Raw genomic sequence first — 15784 nt, 5'->3', positions numbered from 1 at the left:
ACCTATGTGTTGTGCGTATTATCCTGTGCCTGACCTTCGGCGTCCAGCCGGACGGGGCGGGACGCTTGCAGCGAGAACAGGATCGAGAGCCGGGCGCCGCCTTCGGATCGGTTGGAGATATCCACCTGGGCGCCGTGTTCCTCGACGATTTTCTTGACGATGGCCAGCCCCAGGCCGGTGCCGGCGGCTTTGGTGGTCACATAGGGTTCAAAGACCCGGTGCAGCACTTCCGGCGCGAAACCGGGGCCGTTGTCCGACACCGTCAGGCGGATGCTGGTATGGCCTGTCGCGTCTTCGGGAGCGATCAGCCGTGTCTGGATGCGGATTTCCGCCGTGCCGGGGGCTGCGTGGGCGCTGGCGGCATCGCGGGCGTTGGCCAGCAGGTTGTGGATCACCTGACGCAGTTGCGCCGGATCGCCCTGGATCGGCGGAAGGTCGTCGGCCAGGCGGACGTCGATGCGCACGCCGGATCGGGCGGCGCCGGGTTCCGCCGAGTCCCAGCCGTATAGCGCCAGGACATCGCTCAGCAGCGCGTTCAGGTCGATCTCCTGCATCTGGGGCGGCGGCGTGCGGGCGTATTCGCGGAAGTCGTCCACCATGTGCTTGAGTGAGGTGACCTGGTTGACGATGGTCTGGGTGGACCGCTGCAACATGGCTGCGTCGTCGGGATTCAGGCGGTCGGCCAGTTTCATGGCCAGGCGTTCGGCGGATAGCTGGATGGGCGTCAGCGGGTTCTTGATTTCATGCGCCAGGCGGCGGGCGACTTCGCCCCAGGCGACCGTGCGGCTGGCCGAAATGACCTCGCTGATGTCGTCGAACACGACCAGGTAACCGTCTTCGCGGCCATCCATGATCAGGCTGGTGCCGCGCGCCAATAGTGTAATGACGTGTTTTTTGCGTTCATTGTCCGGCGCCTGCTGCAATTCGATTTCAAATTGCTGCTGCCAGTAAGGGCGTGTCGATTCAACTGCGCTGTGGGCGGCAAAAGCCTGACGGATCAGCTGGGACAGGGGCAGGGCGCCCTCTACGGTTTCCAGGGGCCGTCCCTGACAGGTGCGCAGATCCAGATGCAGGATGCTTTGCGCCCCCTGATTGAACAGACTCAGGCGGAACGCATGGTCGAAGACCAGCACCCCGGATGACAGGTTGCTCAGCACCGATTCCAGGTACAGATTGCTTTGTTCCAGCTGACGTCGGTGGCGGTCCACCATGCGCCGGGCCTCCTCCAGTTGACGTGTCATGGCGTTGAATGACCGGGTCAACTGGCCAACCTCTTCGCGGGCCGGGGGCTCTGGCAGGGGGCGGTAATCGCCCACGCCCACAGCCTGGGTGCCCGAGGCCAGCGTCAGCAAGGGCCGCACCAGCCGGCGCGACACCGCCAGGGCGACGACGACGGCGGCGAATACCGCCAGGATCAACGCCAGGGTCAGGGTGATGCCGTACAGCTTGCGCAGGCCCAGCCGCGACAGGGCCAATTCCTGGTAGTCGCGGAACCCTTGCTGCACCTGGCTGGCGTTGTGGGCGATGCGTTCGGGTACCGCCTGGATGAGCTGCAGCCAGCGGGTATCGCTGCCCAGGCCCATCGGTGAACCCAGGCGGTCGGCGGAAGATCCCAGCGGGATCACGACGCGCAGGTGCAGCCCCGTACTGGTGGGACCGCTGCCGGATGTCACGTCGGCTTCGGCGGCTGCATAGCCCTGCGATACCCGCAATTGGTTCATCACGCTGTTGGGCGGCAGATCGGGCAGCAATTGGCCGAACGCGGAGGAGGAAAAGGCCACCAGCCGGCCAGTGCCGGTGAACACCATGGCTTCGTCGATGTTGCTGCTTTCCCGCAGCGAGGTGATCAGTAGCGCGGTTTCGGCGTCGCTGGCGGTGTTCAAGCGCAGCGCCATGGTATGGGCGCGGCCGGTCAGTTCGGTCAGCTGGGCATCCAGGGCGGCGCGGCCCAGGTTCAGGCCGGCCTCCAGGGCGCTGTCCACGCGCACGTTGAACCAGGATTCGATCGAGCGCGACATGAATTGCACCGACAGCACGTAAATGACGACGCCGGGCAGAATGCCGATCAGGGTGAAATACAGTGTGAAGCGCGCCGTCATCCGGGCGCCGAACTGGCGCCGCCGGATCTGGCGGATCAGCCGGATGGTCAGCATGGCGACCCAGGACATCAGGGCCACAGCCAGCACGCCGTTGAGCAGCAACAGCAGGTCGTACTGCTGCGCATAGCGCGAGGCGTTGCCTGTGGACCAGACCAGCAGGCCCAAGAGGGCCATGGCGCTGACGGCGGCCACCAGCAAGGTGATGCGCAACGCCCAGCGGATCAGTTTCGGGGCGTGCCGTCGGAAAGAGAAAAGGTGAATTTTTTCCATGGGGTGGTCAGTGACCAGGCGTTGCTGTTGAGGGCATCAACCTGAAACGGCCGGGCCAGCCGTGAGGTGTCCAGCCGCAGTCGCAACTGTCCTTCGTAATCGGTATCGGGCCGGAACTGGTCGGCGGAACCTACCTGCCAGCCTCGGATGTGGCGCACCAGATCGAGGGCTTCGTCCAGGGTGGTGGCGGGCAGGGACAGCGTGTCCAGGGAGACGCGCCACTGCCGGGTCAAGGCGTTGAATTGGATGCGCCAGGTCTGTTCCGCAGCAATGATCGTCTGATCGAACCACCACCAGCGGGGATGATGGATCTCCAGGTCCGCAGTGAAATACAGGGGTACGCCCTTTTGTGCGGCGTCGCGCAGGTCGCCGTCCAGCGTGAAATTGACATCGGCGTCGATCAGCAACTGGCCCTGCTGCACCAGGGGATCGATACGGATGACCTGACCTTCACGGCCATGCGCGGCTGGCAGAAAATTCAGCAGGCAGAAGCTCAGGGTGATCAGAAAACGAAGCATGCACGAGCCGGGCGACGAAGCAGACAATGGCGGTATTGTTGATGACGCTGCGTTTGAGCGCAAGCGGCAGGTGATGCGTCGCCTTGTCGCTGGAGCAGTTTCTACCCGATGGCGGCGGATGTCTGCTTGCGGATCAGGGCATAGAAAAATCCGTCGCCGTGGTCCGTTCCGCCCGGCAGAATCTGTCCGGGGGCAGGCAGGCGCTGCGCGTTGCCATGACGAACCAGGAAGGACTGGACCTGGGATTCGCCTTCCTGGGGGAAGATCGAGCAGGTGGCATACAGCAGATGGCCGCCAGGCTTCAGCAGCGGCCACAAAGCGTCGACGATGCTGGCTTGCAGCGCAGCGGTGCGGGTCACGTCTTCGGCGCGGCGCAGCCAGCGGATGTCCGGGTGGCGGCGCACGACACCGGATGCCGTGCAGGGGACGTCGGCCAGAATGGCGTCGTAGGGCTGGCCGTCCCACCAGTCGGCGGGGGCGGCGGCATCGGCGCAGCGTAGCTGCACGGTGTCCGACGACAGGCGCAGGCGCTGCAGGTTGTCGGCAACCCGCGCCAGGCGGCGTTCATCGCTGTCCAGCGCAGTCAAGGCCAGGGTGTGGCGTTCCAGCAGGTGGGCGGTCTTGCCGCCCGGCGCTGCACAGGCGTCCAGCACCCGCATGCCGTCTTGCAGGGGCAGCAGTTCGCCTGCCCGCTGGGCGGAGGCATCCTGCACTGACCATCTGCCGTCGGCAAAGCCCGGAATGTCGCGCACGGGCAGCGGGCGGTCCAGGATCAGGCCGGCGGATCCGACCGGCGTGGCGATGATGCCGGCCTGCCGCAGTTGTGTCAGCAGCTCGTCGCGGGATATCTGGCGGACGTTGGTTCGCAGCGTCATGGGCGGGGGCTGGTCGGCAGCCTGCAGGATGGCTGCCCAGTCCTGCGGCCAGGCTTGCTGCAGGGCGCCGACCCACCAGTCAGGGTGATTCCAGCGGGCCAGCGGTTTGCTCAGGATCTGCGGCAGCAGCAGCGCCCTTTCCCGTCCGTAACGGCGCAGGACCGCATTGATCAGGTTTTTTGCAGGGCGCGTGTGGCGGTCGGATTGCGCCGCCTGCACCAGCTGGTGCACCAGGGTATGTTCGGTATAGATCGGTGTGCCGGGAATCAGGGGGGCGCCATCGGCCTGGCGCAAGCTTGCTTCCAGCAGGCTCAGGCCCAGCAGCAGCAAGGCCTCGGTCAGACGGTCGGGCGGTCGGCGGGGCGCCAACAGCGCGCGCGCCGTCTGGACGAAACCCAGTTGGCGCATGGCGTGAAAGGACAGCGCCTGGGCCGCCGGACGCAGCGCGGGCGGTGTTTGATCCAGGGCTTCGGACAGCGACTGGCCGGTCAGCACGCCGCGTATGGCCTGGGCGGCCGCCAGCAGCTGCTGCGACAGGGCGATGCCGGTTCGAGGCGGTGAGTCGGGGGAAGCGAGAGGGGCGTGTGGTGATTCTGGCACGATGGGAGACTGAATTCTGCAGATCAGAGGCGATTTTTGGGGACTGTAGCACCAATTCATTAAAATCAAGGGTTTGCTCTGCACCTCGAGGATTTCATGAGCCTATCCCCCCGTGTCGGTTTCGTCAGCCTAGGCTGCCCCAAGGCCCTGGTCGATTCAGAACGAATTCTGACCCAGCTGCGTATGGATGGCTACACCATCAGCGCCAATTATGATGGCGCGGACGTAGTGGTGGTCAATACCTGCGGCTTCATCGACAGCGCCAAGGCCGAATCGCTGGACGCCATCGGCGAGGCCATTGCTGAAAACGGCAAGGTCATCGTGACCGGCTGCCTGGGCGTCGAGGCCGACATGATCCGCACCGTGCATCCGGCGGTGCTGGCGGTGACCGGCCCGCAACAGTATGAACAAGTAGTGCGGGCGGTACACGACGCCGCCCCGCATGACCGCGCGCATGATCCTTACGTGGATCTGGTGCCGCCCCAGGGCATCCGCCTGACGCCGCGCCACTATGCCTACCTGAAAATCTCCGAAGGCTGCAACCACAACTGCAGTTTCTGCATCATTCCATCCATGCGCGGGCGCTTGGTCAGCCGGCCGATCGGCGATGTGCTGGGCGAGGCCCGCCGCCTGGTGGATGCAGGCGTCAAGGAACTGCTGGTGATTTCCCAGGACACCAGCGCCTACGGCGTGGATGTCAAATACCGCACGGGCTTCTGGGATGGGCGGCCGGTCAAGACCCGCCTGACCGAGCTGGCTCAGGCCCTGGGTGAATTCGGCGTCTGGGTGCGCATGCACTATGTCTACCCGTACCCTCACGTGGACGAGCTGATCCCCCTGATGGCCGAGGGCCGCATCCTGCCGTACCTGGATATTCCCTTCCAGCACGCCAGTCCGCGCATCCTGAAAGCCATGAAGCGCCCTGCCTTTGAAGACCGCACCCTGGCGCGCATCCGCCAGTGGCGTGAAACCTGTCCGGACATGACGCTGCGTTCCACGTTCATCGTGGGCTTCCCGGGAGAAACGGAAGAAGATTTCCAATACCTGCTGGACTGGATGAGCGAGGCGCAGCTGGATCGGGTCGGCTGTTTCCAGTATTCCCCGGTAGAGGGCGCCAAGGCCAATGAGCTGGCCGATCCGGTGCCCGACGAGGTCAAGGCAGAACGCTGGGAACGCTTCATGGCGCATCAGCAGGCGATTTCCACGCAGCGTCTGGCAGCCAAGGTCGGGCAGACCCTGACGGTGCTGGTGGACGAGGTCGATGATCAAGGCGGCGCTACCGCCCGATCCATGGCCGATGCCCCGGAAATCGACGGCAGCGTGCTGCTGCGCAATGCCGCGGGCCGCGCCCCTGGCGACTTGATTCAGGTCCGCATCGAAGATGCCGACGAATACGACCTGTACGGGGCGCCGGTTTAAGCGTCCGGTTTGCGCGGCACGACCCTGGGCGGCGGCTTGCCGTCTTCCAGGGGCTGGGCGCGTTTGAAGACCGTGACGGGCAGTTCGCCGATCACGCCGCGCCGGGCGGCTGCCCGCCAGGCATGGCCGTAGGCGACTTCCAGACTGAGATGAATGGTGCCGTCCTGGTGGCGGCGGCGCTCCAGCGCCTGGATCAGTCGGTCGCGCCAGGCGCGGCCCGCCAGCCCTGGCCGCCGCTGCGTGTGGGGGTTGCCGCCCAGTATGTGCACGTCATCCAGCAGCTTGTCGGCGGTTTTGTAAGTCAGGGTGATGATTTCCTGATCCATCACAGGGTCGGCGAAGCCGACCTGCAGCATCAGATCGCCGAAATCGTGCATGTCCACGAATTCCATGGGCTGGGTGTCCAGACCGGCCTCGGCGGCGGCATCGCGCAGCTCGCGCAATGACCCCGGTCCCAGGCTGGAATACATGGCCAGGGCGTCGTTGCGCAGGATCCGGCGCCATTCCTGCAACACCAGATGCGGTTCCGGGTGCCAGTGCAAGGCCAGATTCGACCACACCAGGTCCAGGCTTTCGCCGGGCAGTCCGGATTCGGCCAGGTCCGTTTGCAGGAATTCAGGCTGAGGTGTGGGTTTGTTGCGCAGGCGGTGCCAGAAACCCGGTTTGCTCAGGAAGCGCTCGCGGGCCGTATCCAGCAGCGCCGCGCAGTTGTCCTGGCCGATGTAATGCAGGTTCGGGTAGCGGGCGCGCAATGGGTCCAGGGCGTGCGCCGCCCCGCAGCCGGCGTCGAGAATATCGTGTGGATCGATCCGGATGTAGCTCAGGCGGCGCAGCATGCGTTGGGCGATTTCGCCAAACAGAAACTGCGGGGCGTCCAGAGGCGCGCGCCGGGCGAATTGTCGCGATACGGCGGCTGGGTCGATGGGCAGGCGGGGAAGCTGTGGCATAAAGGATCAAGGCCGGTGCCGCCGCGCCCGATACTGTGATGTGATGGAGCGCACTGGCGGAAAGGAAGGTGACATTATGCGGCATCTCACAGCCTGGCGCGACTGGCTACCGGCTGAATGCCCGGGGTGCGGGCGACGAATGCTGGGGCAGGGTCTGTGCGAGGCCTGTACAGGGGCGCTGGCGATGGATCCAGCTCGTTCTCGCTGCCCTGTATGCGTGCATCCTTTGACGGCGGGCCTGTGTCCTGATTGCCCGCCCGAAGTCCCGGCCTATGAGCGGATCATTGCGGCATTTGACTATCAGGGCCTGGGACGGGATCTGATCCAGGATTACAAGGTCCGTTGTCGCGTGTCTTTGGCTCAGGTGCTGGCCGATCAGCTGGCCCGCGCCGTGCGTGATGCCGTGCCGGCAAACCGCCCTGATTGGATCGTGCCGGTGCCTGCACGGCGTCAGGCGCTGCGTCAGCGGGGTTTCAGCCCGCCAGCCGAGGTCGCCCGCCTGCTGGCGCTGCGGCTGGGGTTGAGGTACCGGCTGACCGGCGTGCAACGTGTGCAGGACGGCAGGAAACAAGCGCTGCTGGGACGCGCCGACCGCTTGCACGCCCAGGCCGGTCTGTATGCCTGCGGTCAGGCGGGGCAGTTGGCCGGCGCGCGGGTCGCCGTCGTGGACGACGTGCTGACAACCGGCGCGACGATGCAGGCGGTCTCTATGGCGCTGAAGGCCGCTGGTGTTGATCGGGTGGAAGGCTGGGTTCTCGCCCGCGCCGTGCACCGCGCGCTTCCCCCCGGGCTGTGACGGTCAGGGGACGAGCAGGTCTTTCGGGCGGCGGCCGTGGCGCGTTTTACAATCGGATCCGTATATGCGCCTGCTGCGCAGCGGATCTCCTCTATCGCCATGTTTCACGTCGTCCTCGTCGAACCCGAAATTCCGCCCAATACGGGCAATATCATCCGGCTGACCGCCAATGCCGGGACCTTTCTGCATCTGGTGCGCCCTTTGGGGTTTCCGCTGGACGATGCCCGCATGCGCCGGGCGGGGCTGGACTATCACGAGTGGGCGGACATGCGGGTGCATGACAGCCTGACGCAGGCGCTGGATGCCATCGGCGGGGATCCTGCCCGCCGCTTCGCCTTGACGACGCATGGGTCGGTGCTGATCGGCGAACGGGCGTTGCAGCCCGGTGATGTGTTTGTCTTTGGCCGGGAAACCGCCGGCCTGTCTGCCGAACAGTTGGCTGTTTTTCCCATGGAGCAGCGCATTCGCCTGCCGATGCGCCCGCAGCAGCGTAGCCTGAACCTGTCCAATGCCGTCGCGGTGACGGTATTCGAGGCCTGGCGGCAATCCGGCTATGCCGGCGGCGTGTGATGGTCCTCTAGGGGGCCGGCTTATTCCGACCGCGCTTCGCGGGCCAGCAATGCCGCGACGGCTTGGCGCGGGGGCAGGCCTTCGAACAACACCTGGCACACGGCTTCGGTGATGGGCAGTTCGATTTCGTGGCGCGCTCCCAGGGCCAGCGCCGCGCGGGCGCAGCGCACGCCTTCGGCGGTCATGCCGCTGGCCAGGATCGTATCCAGCGACTGGCCTTGGCCAAGCGCAATGCCGACCTGACGATTGCGCGACAGATCGCCTGTAGCGGTCAGCACCAGATCGCCCAGACCTGTCAGACCAGTAAAGGTTTCCGCGCGCCCGCCCAGCGTGACGCCCAGGCGCTGGATTTCCGCCAGCCCTCGGGTGATCAGCGCCGCTCGGGCATTGGTGCCCAGTTGCAGCCCGTCGCTGATGCCGCAGGCGATGGCCATGACGTTTTTCAGCGCCCCGCCGACTTCGACGCCGATGATGTCGCGGGTCGTGTAGATGCGGGCCTGGGTGCCATGAAAGGCGGCTTGTGCGGCTTGCCCGGTCTGAGCCTGGGTGCTGGCGACGGTCAGAGCGACCGGCAGGCCCCGGGCGACTTCACGCGCGAACGAAGGGCCGGACAGGACGCCGGCTTGCAGCCAGGGGGCGTGGGGCAGCGCGGCGCTGACGATCTGATGCGGCCATTGCTGGGTGTCGGGGCTGATGCCCTTGCAGGTCCAGAGCAGATGGATAGGGGTGCGCACCTGGGCGGGCAGGTCGCTGGCCAGCCGGCGACACAGATTCTCCAGCCCCGCCATGGGGACGCCCAGCACGATCAGCCGGGTGGCGTCGTCCGGCCCTTGCAGCACGTGAGCCAGCGCTGCCGACCAGTCATCAGTGGCTGCCAGAGCGGCAGGCAAATCGATGCCCGGCAGATAGCGCGGATTGCGGCGGGTCTGCTGGATGGCGTGGATTGTCTCGGTATCGCGGGCCCACAGCAGGGTGTCGCTGCGCAGGCTGGCCAGTGCGGCCAGCGCGGTGCCCCAACTGCCGGCGCCCAAGACGGATAGCCGAACGGATGACATATGGCGGGTCTGGTGAAAGGCGATGGCCCGGATAGGCAAGTGGTGCGCTGCCGATGCCGGGCCTGTCTGCTTAGTTGCGGGCGCCTGGGGGCAGGATCAGACCGGAGTCTTCGCCCTGCGCTTGGTCGCCGCCTTGTTGCTGAGCCACGCGTTGTTCGTACAAGGCCTGGAAGTTCATCTCGCTGAGGTGCAGCGGCGGCAGCGAGGTGCGCGTGATGGTGTCGGCCACATTGGCCCGCAGATAGGGGTAGAGCATGGTCGGGCAGACGATGCCCAGGAGCGGATCGAGCTGATCGGCAGGGATGTTGGAGGCTTCGAAGATGCCGGCCTGGCTGAGCTCGACCAGGTACAGGACCTTGTCGCCGATGCGGGTGGTCACCGTGGCCGTGACCACGGCTTCGAACACGGATTCTGCCAGTTGCTGGCCGCCGACCTGGATGGAGACCTCGACGGTCGGGCCTTCCTGTTCCAGAAAGATGCCCGGCGCATTGGGCATTTCCAGAGACAGGTCTTTGATGTAGGTGCGTTGCAGCCCAAAGCTGGGGGCCTGGCCGTTTTCGGTTTGATTTTCTTCAGACATGGAGATTTCCGTGCAAGAGGGGTGAGGGGGCGGGAACAGAGTCAGGCTTGCAGCAGCGGCAGCAGGCCGTCGGCGCGATCCAGCGCGGATAGGTCATCGAAGCCGCCGATGTGGCGTTCGTCGATGTAGATTTGCGGCACGGTGCGCCGGCCGGTGCGTTCCATCATGATGGAACGCTGGTCCGGGTCCCGGTCCACATAGATTTTGTGAATATTCTGGACGCCGCGCTGTTTCAACAGCATCTCGGCGCGTGTGCAGTAAGGACACACGGTCGTGCAGTACATGGTGACTTGGGCCATTGGGGAAGACTCGGTCAGGATTTTTTCAGGGGCATGCCGCCTTCGGTCCAGGCGTTCAAGCCGCCATCCAGACAGAATGCCTGGGTAAAACCGTGTTTGCGCAGCTGCGCCACGGCGCGGGCGCCCTCGCGCCCATGGGCGTCGACGATGACGACGGGTTTGTCCTGGGGCAAGGTGCCGATGTGGGCATCCAGCGTATCCAGGGTGATGTTGCGGGCTTGGGGGATGTGGCCTGCCTTGAATTGTTCGGACGGACGGATGTCCACGAACACGCCTTGATCGCGATTGATGTGCTGGATGGCATCGGCCAGAGGGATGCGTGCGTTGGAGCGTCCTTTGGCCAGGCCGGGCCACAGCAGCATGGCCCCGGATGCCAGGGCGATAAGCAGGATCCAGAGGTTGTTTTGACTGAGTAAAAAGTCCACAGTGCTTCCTGTAACAGCGGTCGAGGGGAAATTGTATGCTGAGGGATTATAAAATGGTCCGCAGTTTTCAACTTCTCAGGTTAACCGATCATGCACAAACTGGTCCTCATGCGTCATGGCGAAAGCCAATGGAATCTCGAAAACCGCTTTACCGGCTGGACCGATGTGGACCTGACCGATACAGGCAGAACCCAGGCGCGGCAAGCAGGTGAACTGCTGCGTGAGCAGGGTTATGTGTTTGACTTGGCTTTTTCTTCCGTCCTGAAACGCGCCATTCGCACGCTCTGGATCGCCTTGGACGCCATGGATGCCATGCATACGCCGATCGGGCTGAGTTGGCGCCTGAACGAACGGCACTACGGCGCCCTGCAAGGCCTGAACAAGGCGGAGACCGCTGCCAAATACGGTGATGCGCAGGTGCTGCAGTGGCGCCGGGCCTACGACATCGCGCCCAATCCCTTGGCCGATGACGACCCCCGCCACCCGCGGTTCGATGCCCGCTACCAACGCGTGCCGGCCGATCAGCTGCCAGCGACGGAATGTTTGCGCGATACGGTGGACCGCGTCGTGCCGTTCTGGAACGATTCCATCGCGCCTGCCATCCGTTCCGGGCGGCGTGTGTTGATTTCCGCCCACGGCAACAGCCTGAGGGCCTTGATTAAGCACCTGGACGGTGTGTCCGATGAAGACATCATCAGTTTGAACATCCCCACTGGCCAGCCGCTGGTCTACGAACTGGACGACGAACTGCGGCCCTTGCGCCATTACTATCTGGGCGACGAGGATCAGATCCGGGCCGCCATGCAGGCGGTGGCCAATCAGGGCAAGGCGCAACAGGCCTGATATGCGACGTATCGGTCTGGGGTTGTGCCTGTGCCTGGCGGTGGTCTGCGCTCAGGCGCAATCTTCTTTGCAGGTCCGCCAGACGCAGGCCCGTGAAGACCGTCAGGCCTTGCGCGACCGGATCGATGCGCTGCAAAAACGCATTGGATCGACGGAATCTGCGCGTCAGGATGCCACGCTTGCTCTTAAGGATTCCGAGCAGGCGATCTCCGACATCAGCCGCAAGCTGGCGGATCTGGATCAGCGCCACAAGACCCTGACCGGTACGCTGGCGCGGCTGCAGACGGCGCATCAGCAACAGACTGCTGAATTTGATCGGCAGCGCCAGGCCTTGGCCGACCAACTGCGTGCCCAATACGCCAGCGGTCTGTCACCCTGGACTGCGCTGTTGTCGGGCAAGGACCCCCAGGACATCGGCCGGGAATTGGCTTATCTGGCCTATGTCTCGCGGGCCCGGACCCAGACCTTGAAGACGCTGCGGGCGACGGTGGTGCGGCTGGCCGAATTGCAGCAGCAGGCAGATGAGAGCCAGCAGGAACTCGACGCGCTGGTCGCCGACACACAGGTTCAGAAGCAGGCATTGCAGGCGCAGCAGGCGCAGCGCCACGAAGTGCTGGCCCAGATTCAGGCCCGCTTGAAAGACGAGCACTCGCAAGCCAAGGATCTGCAGGCCAGGGATGCGCGGCTGGGGTCCTTGATTGAGTCGCTGGATGCCGAAATCGTCCGTGCCGAAGCCCGCCGCCAGGCGGCGCTCAAGGCGGCCGCTGAACGCCATGCCAAGGAACAAGCGGAACGGGCGCAGCGCGAACAGCAGCGGCTGAAAGCGCAGCAGGAACAGGCTGCCCGGCAGGCGCAGCAGGTGCGCGAGCAAGCAGAACGCCACGTGCGGGAATCCGCCGGTTCCGGGCTGTCTGCCGAGGAACAGGCCGCCTCGGCGGATACAGCGCGGCCCGTGCCGCCGGCAGCCGCCGAACCTGCCGAGGACGTGGGCCGGCTCATGCCCGACAAGGGGTTTTCAGGGCTGCATAAAAACCTGCCGCGGCCAGTGGCGGGCGAGGTGCAGGGGCGGTTCGGCATGCAGCGCCCCGAGGGCGGTGTGTGGCGCGGCATTGTGCTGCGCGCGGCGGTTGGCACGCCGGCGCATGCTGTTGCTCCCGGGCGGGTGGTGTATGCGCATTGGCTCAGCGGTTTCGGCAATCTGATCATCATCGACCACGGTCAACAGTATCTCAGCATCTATGGCTATGCTCAGGCCCTGTTGAAGCAGGTCGGCGATGTGGTGGCGGCGGGGGATGTGATCGCCCGTGTCGGCGCCACGGGGGGGCAGGTCGAACCAGGCTTGTACTTTGAGCTGCGCCACCAGGGGGCGCCGATCAATCCCCAACTATGGTTGCAGCCTTAATTTCTGTACTATGTTGAGTTTGGCGCGTGCGCATTGTGTCGTGCGGCATGTGGGCAGGATATTCGAGCAGGGCATTTGTTTAGGGAACGTGCATGGGCATGCGAAAGAATCGAACGTTGGGCTGGATCGTGGCGGGTTTTCTGGGGGGTGTCCTGGTCAGCCTGGGCATCACTGCCGCTGCCCAGAAAGGCGAACCTCTGCCGCTTAAAAGCCTGCAGCAGTTCGCCAACGTCTATGGCGCCATCAAGTCCAGCTATGTAGAGCCCGTGGCCGATCAGGTGCTGATGGATGATGCCATCAAGGGCCTGTTCTCCGACCTGGACCCGCATTCCGTCTATCTGGACGAAGAAGCCTATAAGCAGATGCAGGACATCACCCGCGGCGGTTTCGGCGGCCTGGGCATCGAAATCGGCACCCAGGAAGGCATGCCCAAGGTCATCGCACCGATCGAGGACACGCCGGCCGCTCGCGCCGGTATCCTGACCGGCGACTTGATCACGCAGATCAATGGCGAGCCGACCAAAGGCATGTCCCTGAACGATGCGGTCAAGAAAATGCGCGGCGAACCCGGCACCCCCATCGATCTGACCATTGAGCGCGCCGGCAGCCCCAAGCCCCTGAAATTTCATATCGTGCGCGAGATGATCAAGACCCGCAGCGTGCGGGGCAAGATGCTGGCGCATGACATTGCCTATGTACGCGTCAGCCAGTTCCAGGACCGCACAACGGCCGATCTGGTCAAGATGCTGGCCGATCTGTCGAAAAAACAGGCGCCCAAGGGGCTGATCCTGGATCTGCGCAACGATCCGGGCGGCCTGCTGGATGGCGCCATCGGCGTGACGTCGGCATTCGTGGATTCCGGCAAGCTGGTGGTATCCACCAAGGGCCGTATTCCTTCGTCCAACGAGGAATTCTACGCACGATCCCTGACCAGCAACCACGGCGTCGATGCCGGGGTCAGCCTGCCGTCCTGGACGCGCACGATTCCCATGGTCGTCCTGGTCAATGTCGGTTCGGCATCGGCATCGGAAATCGTGGCGGGCGCCCTGCAGGACTACAAGCGCGCCCAGATCATCGGCAACCGCACGTTCGGCAAGGGCTCCGTGCAATCGGTGCTGCAGCTCAGCAAGGACACCGGGATCAAGCTGACCACCGCCCGTTATTACACGCCCAGCGGCCGTTCCATCCAGAATACCGGAGTGGCGCCGGACCATGTCGTCGACGACAGCGCGGCCGGCAATCTGTTTCGCATGCAACGCGAAGTCGATCTGCAGCACCACCTGACCACCAGCCAGGCGACGCCGCTGGCGGACCAGGACGAAGACGGTGATTTCGTCGAGGGTGAAATCAAGATGTTCGAGTTCGGCGGCGCCGACGATTGGCAGCTGCAGCAGGCCATCAATGCGCTGCAGGGCCGCCCGGTGCTGAAATCCGATCCTGCCCTGGTGCGCCAGGCGCAGGCGGCGGATAAGACGCAGGCTGCAAAACCTGCTGCGGCATCGGCGGCCAAACCGGCGGCTGCTGAAAAAAAAAACCCTGAATGAGGGCTCGGGCGAGGTGGATCGCTATCGGATCACCCCCGAAGGGCTGATCAAGACCCAATGACCCAGGGGCCGGTCACGCTGGGCGATGCGCAACTGATGCGCTACGCCCGGCACATCCTGCTGGATGAGCTGGGCATCGAGGGCCAGGAACGCCTGCTGGCCGCCCGGGTGCTGATCCTGGGGGCGGGCGGTCTGGGTTCTCCCGCCGCTCTGTATCTGGCGGCAGCCGGAGTCGGACATCTGCTGCTGGTGGATGACGATGCTGTCGAACTCAGCAATCTGCAGCGCCAGATTCTGCATACGATGGCCGGGCTGGGACGGCCCAAGGCCGAATCCGGCCGCGATGCCCTGCTGGCCTTGAATCCCGATATCCAGGTGCAGGCGCTGGTCGAGCGCCTGGACGAAGCGCGTTTGCGCGAACTGAGCGCCCAGGTCGATCTGGTGCTGGATTGCAGCGATAATTTTGCCACTCGGCACGCCATCAACCGGGCGTGTGTGGCCAATCGTGTCCCTCTGGTATCCGGAGCGGCCATCAAGTTTTCCGGCCAGATCAGCGTCTACGATCTGCGTGATGACGCGTCGCCCTGTTATCACTGCCTGTTTCCCGAAGCCGATGACGTGGAAGAACTGCGCTGCGCCACCACCGGCGTCCTGGGGCCGCTGGTCGGCATGGTGGGCAGCGTTCAGGCCGCTGAAGCGATCAAACTGATCACCGGCATGGGCGAACCTTTGGTGGGACGGCTGCTATCGGTCGACGCCCTGCGCATGCAGTGGCATACGATCCGTTTCAGGCGTGATCCCGGCTGCCCGGTATGCGCCCGGCGTGCGCCTGCAGCAGCAAGGTGCTCAGGCGATTGACGCGCACGTCCACGTACAGGTCGCGACCATGCTGCTGCCGTGCAAACGGCGTGCCGGGGTGGTACAGATAGGCGGTGCCCAGACCGGCCTGACGTGCGGATTTCAGATTGCGCAGCGTATCTTCGACCAGGATGATCCGGTGCGCCGGCGCGCCCAGGCGGGCGACGATCTGGCGCATCAGTCCCAGGGAAGGCTTGGGGCGCGGCAGTCCCATGGGCATCATGTGGTCGATGGCCCATAGGCCGTCGAATTCCTGCAGCACGCCCAGCGCTTTGAGCACACGGCGGGCGTAGTGCGCCGGCGCATTGGTCAGCACGATACGGGTGCCCGGCAGGTTGCGCAGCCGGGCCTTCAGGCCGGTTTCCGCCCGCACCAATGGGGCTACATCGAAATCATGGCAGCTGGCCAGAAATTGCCGTAGATTGACATGGTGGTGGCGGGCCATCCCGATGGCAGTGGCGCCATAGCGTTTCCAGTAACGCCGCCGCAGCGCGTCCGCCTGATCGTCCGGCAGATCCAGCGCCTGGGCGACGGCGGCGCCCATGCGCTGGTCGATCATGCCGAAAATGGCATGCGAGGCGTCGTGCAGGGTATTGTCCAGGTCGAACAGCCAGATCGGATCGTCAGGCCGGACAGGACGCCCCCGCCGCAGCGGGCTGGGGGCGCGTAATGGGGTCATGTCGC

At 64.7% G+C, this 15784-nt stretch carries 16 protein-coding genes; 7 read left to right on the top strand and 9 right to left on the bottom strand.

Translation table 11 applies throughout. The features are described from left to right. Positions 1-2 precede the first annotated feature (2 nt). The 3 genes from VDP79_RS11190 to rsmB form a co-directional block, all read right to left on the bottom strand. On the bottom strand, positions 3-2321 hold the full coding sequence (locus tag VDP79_RS11190; RefSeq protein WP_323018940.1) for a sensor histidine kinase: 2319 nt from the start codon (positions 2319-2321) through the stop codon (positions 3-5). Then, the gene (locus VDP79_RS11185; protein WP_323018278.1) at positions 2321-2887 is read right to left on the bottom strand and encodes a DUF4390 domain-containing protein; all 567 of its coding nucleotides are present in this window, start codon (positions 2885-2887) and stop codon (positions 2321-2323) included. The genes VDP79_RS11190 and VDP79_RS11185 overlap by 1 nt, the downstream gene beginning before the upstream one ends. A 101-nt stretch (positions 2888-2988) precedes the next feature. Next, on the bottom strand, positions 2989-4362 hold the full coding sequence (gene rsmB / locus VDP79_RS11180) for a 16S rRNA (cytosine(967)-C(5))-methyltransferase RsmB (protein WP_323018277.1): 1374 nt from the start codon (positions 4360-4362) through the stop codon (positions 2989-2991). Between the two features lie 96 nt (positions 4363-4458). Here rsmB and rimO point away from each other — a divergent pair, with 96 nt between their 5' ends. After that, positions 4459-5781 (top strand): 30S ribosomal protein S12 methylthiotransferase RimO, encoded by a 1323-nt coding sequence (rimO, locus tag VDP79_RS11175; protein WP_323018276.1) that lies wholly within the window; start codon positions 4459-4461, stop codon positions 5779-5781. On the opposite strand, the gene VDP79_RS11170 is transcribed toward rimO, so the two are convergent. Continuing rightward, positions 5778-6728 (bottom strand): methyltransferase domain-containing protein, encoded by a 951-nt coding sequence (locus VDP79_RS11170; RefSeq protein WP_323018275.1) that lies wholly within the window; start codon positions 6726-6728, stop codon positions 5778-5780. The two genes, rimO and VDP79_RS11170, sit on opposite strands and share 4 nt — an antisense overlap. A gap of 184 nt (positions 6729-6912) precedes the next feature. Here VDP79_RS11170 and VDP79_RS11165 point away from each other — a divergent pair, with 184 nt between their 5' ends. Together VDP79_RS11165 and VDP79_RS11160 are read left to right on the top strand one after the other, a co-directional pair. Continuing rightward, the gene (locus VDP79_RS11165; RefSeq protein WP_323018274.1) at positions 6913-7524 is read left to right on the top strand and encodes a ComF family protein; all 612 of its coding nucleotides are present in this window, start codon (positions 6913-6915) and stop codon (positions 7522-7524) included. Positions 7525-7623: 99 nt separating this feature from the next. Beyond that, positions 7624-8094: a tRNA (cytidine(34)-2'-O)-methyltransferase gene (locus VDP79_RS11160; RefSeq protein ID WP_323018273.1), complete on the top strand. Its 471-nt coding sequence runs from the start codon at positions 7624-7626 to the stop codon at positions 8092-8094. Between the two features lie 20 nt (positions 8095-8114). Here the strand turns inward: VDP79_RS11160 and VDP79_RS11155 are convergent, their stop codons facing one another. The 4 genes from VDP79_RS11155 to VDP79_RS11140 form a co-directional block, all read right to left on the bottom strand. After that, positions 8115-9149 (bottom strand): NAD(P)H-dependent glycerol-3-phosphate dehydrogenase, encoded by a 1035-nt coding sequence (locus VDP79_RS11155; RefSeq protein ID WP_323018272.1) that lies wholly within the window; start codon positions 9147-9149, stop codon positions 8115-8117. A 70-nt stretch (positions 9150-9219) separates the two neighbouring features. Next, entirely contained in the window at positions 9220-9729 is a 510-nt protein-coding gene (gene secB, locus VDP79_RS11150; RefSeq protein WP_323018271.1) for a protein-export chaperone SecB, read from the bottom strand. Positions 9730-9770: 41 nt separating this feature from the next. Further along, the gene (grxC, locus tag VDP79_RS11145; protein WP_323018270.1) at positions 9771-10028 is read right to left on the bottom strand and encodes a glutaredoxin 3; all 258 of its coding nucleotides are present in this window, start codon (positions 10026-10028) and stop codon (positions 9771-9773) included. Between the two features lie 14 nt (positions 10029-10042). Beyond that, positions 10043-10453, bottom strand: coding sequence for a rhodanese-like domain-containing protein (locus VDP79_RS11140; RefSeq protein ID WP_323018269.1), 411 nt, complete (start codon positions 10451-10453; stop codon positions 10043-10045). Positions 10454-10543: 90 nt separating this feature from the next. Here VDP79_RS11140 and gpmA point away from each other — a divergent pair, with 90 nt between their 5' ends. From gpmA to VDP79_RS11120, 4 genes are all read left to right on the top strand, one after another. Beyond that, positions 10544-11296: a 2,3-diphosphoglycerate-dependent phosphoglycerate mutase gene (gene gpmA / locus VDP79_RS11135; protein WP_323018268.1), complete on the top strand. Its 753-nt coding sequence runs from the start codon at positions 10544-10546 to the stop codon at positions 11294-11296. Between the two features lies 1 nt (position 11297). Then, positions 11298-12698, top strand: coding sequence for a murein hydrolase activator EnvC family protein (locus VDP79_RS11130; protein ID WP_323018267.1), 1401 nt, complete (start codon positions 11298-11300; stop codon positions 12696-12698). 92 nt (positions 12699-12790) lie between these two features. Next, a complete protein-coding gene (locus tag VDP79_RS11125; RefSeq protein WP_416233102.1) occupies positions 12791-14242 on the top strand; it encodes a S41 family peptidase in 1452 nt (483 codons plus the stop codon). Between the two features lie 78 nt (positions 14243-14320). Next, positions 14321-15100, top strand: a complete 780-nt coding sequence (locus VDP79_RS11120; RefSeq protein ID WP_323018939.1) for a molybdopterin-synthase adenylyltransferase MoeB — start codon at positions 14321-14323, stop codon at positions 15098-15100. Here VDP79_RS11120 and VDP79_RS11115 read toward each other — a convergent pair. After that, the gene (locus tag VDP79_RS11115; protein WP_323018265.1) at positions 15030-15779 is read right to left on the bottom strand and encodes an HAD-IA family hydrolase; all 750 of its coding nucleotides are present in this window, start codon (positions 15777-15779) and stop codon (positions 15030-15032) included. The genes VDP79_RS11120 and VDP79_RS11115 overlap by 71 nt on opposite strands. Positions 15780-15784 lie beyond the last annotated feature (5 nt).

This window comes from Castellaniella sp. (genome assembly GCF_034675905.1).
Lineage (GTDB): Bacteria > Pseudomonadota > Gammaproteobacteria > Burkholderiales > Burkholderiaceae_B > Castellaniella.
This window is presented reverse-complemented; position numbering and strand designations above follow the sequence as displayed.

What these genes read in the sequence shown, in the direction of transcription:
- secB (WP_323018271.1), bottom strand. Translation starts at nt 9,729, where the DNA reads ATGTCTGAAGAAAATCAAACCGAAAACGGCCAGGCCCCCAGCTTTGGG.
- VDP79_RS11125 (WP_416233102.1), top strand. Translation starts at nt 12,791, where the DNA reads ATGGGCATGCGAAAGAATCGAACGTTGGGCTGGATCGTGGCGGGTTTT.
- VDP79_RS11160 (WP_323018273.1), top strand. Translation starts at nt 7,624, where the DNA reads ATGTTTCACGTCGTCCTCGTCGAACCCGAAATTCCGCCCAATACGGGC.
- VDP79_RS11170 (WP_323018275.1), bottom strand. Translation starts at nt 6,728, where the DNA reads ATGCCACAGCTTCCCCGCCTGCCCATCGACCCAGCCGCCGTATCGCGA.
- VDP79_RS11165 (WP_323018274.1), top strand. Translation starts at nt 6,913, where the DNA reads ATGGATCCAGCTCGTTCTCGCTGCCCTGTATGCGTGCATCCTTTGACG.
- grxC (WP_323018270.1), bottom strand. Translation starts at nt 10,028, where the DNA reads ATGGCCCAAGTCACCATGTACTGCACGACCGTGTGTCCTTACTGCACA.
- gpmA (WP_323018268.1), top strand. Translation starts at nt 10,544, where the DNA reads ATGCACAAACTGGTCCTCATGCGTCATGGCGAAAGCCAATGGAATCTC.
- VDP79_RS11115 (WP_323018265.1), bottom strand. Translation starts at nt 15,779, where the DNA reads ATGACCCCATTACGCGCCCCCAGCCCGCTGCGGCGGGGGCGTCCTGTC.
- VDP79_RS11155 (WP_323018272.1), bottom strand. Translation starts at nt 9,149, where the DNA reads ATGTCATCCGTTCGGCTATCCGTCTTGGGCGCCGGCAGTTGGGGCACC.
- VDP79_RS11185 (WP_323018278.1), bottom strand. Translation starts at nt 2,887, where the DNA reads ATGCTTCGTTTTCTGATCACCCTGAGCTTCTGCCTGCTGAATTTTCTG.
- rimO (WP_323018276.1), top strand. Translation starts at nt 4,459, where the DNA reads ATGAGCCTATCCCCCCGTGTCGGTTTCGTCAGCCTAGGCTGCCCCAAG.
- VDP79_RS11130 (WP_323018267.1), top strand. Translation starts at nt 11,298, where the DNA reads ATGCGACGTATCGGTCTGGGGTTGTGCCTGTGCCTGGCGGTGGTCTGC.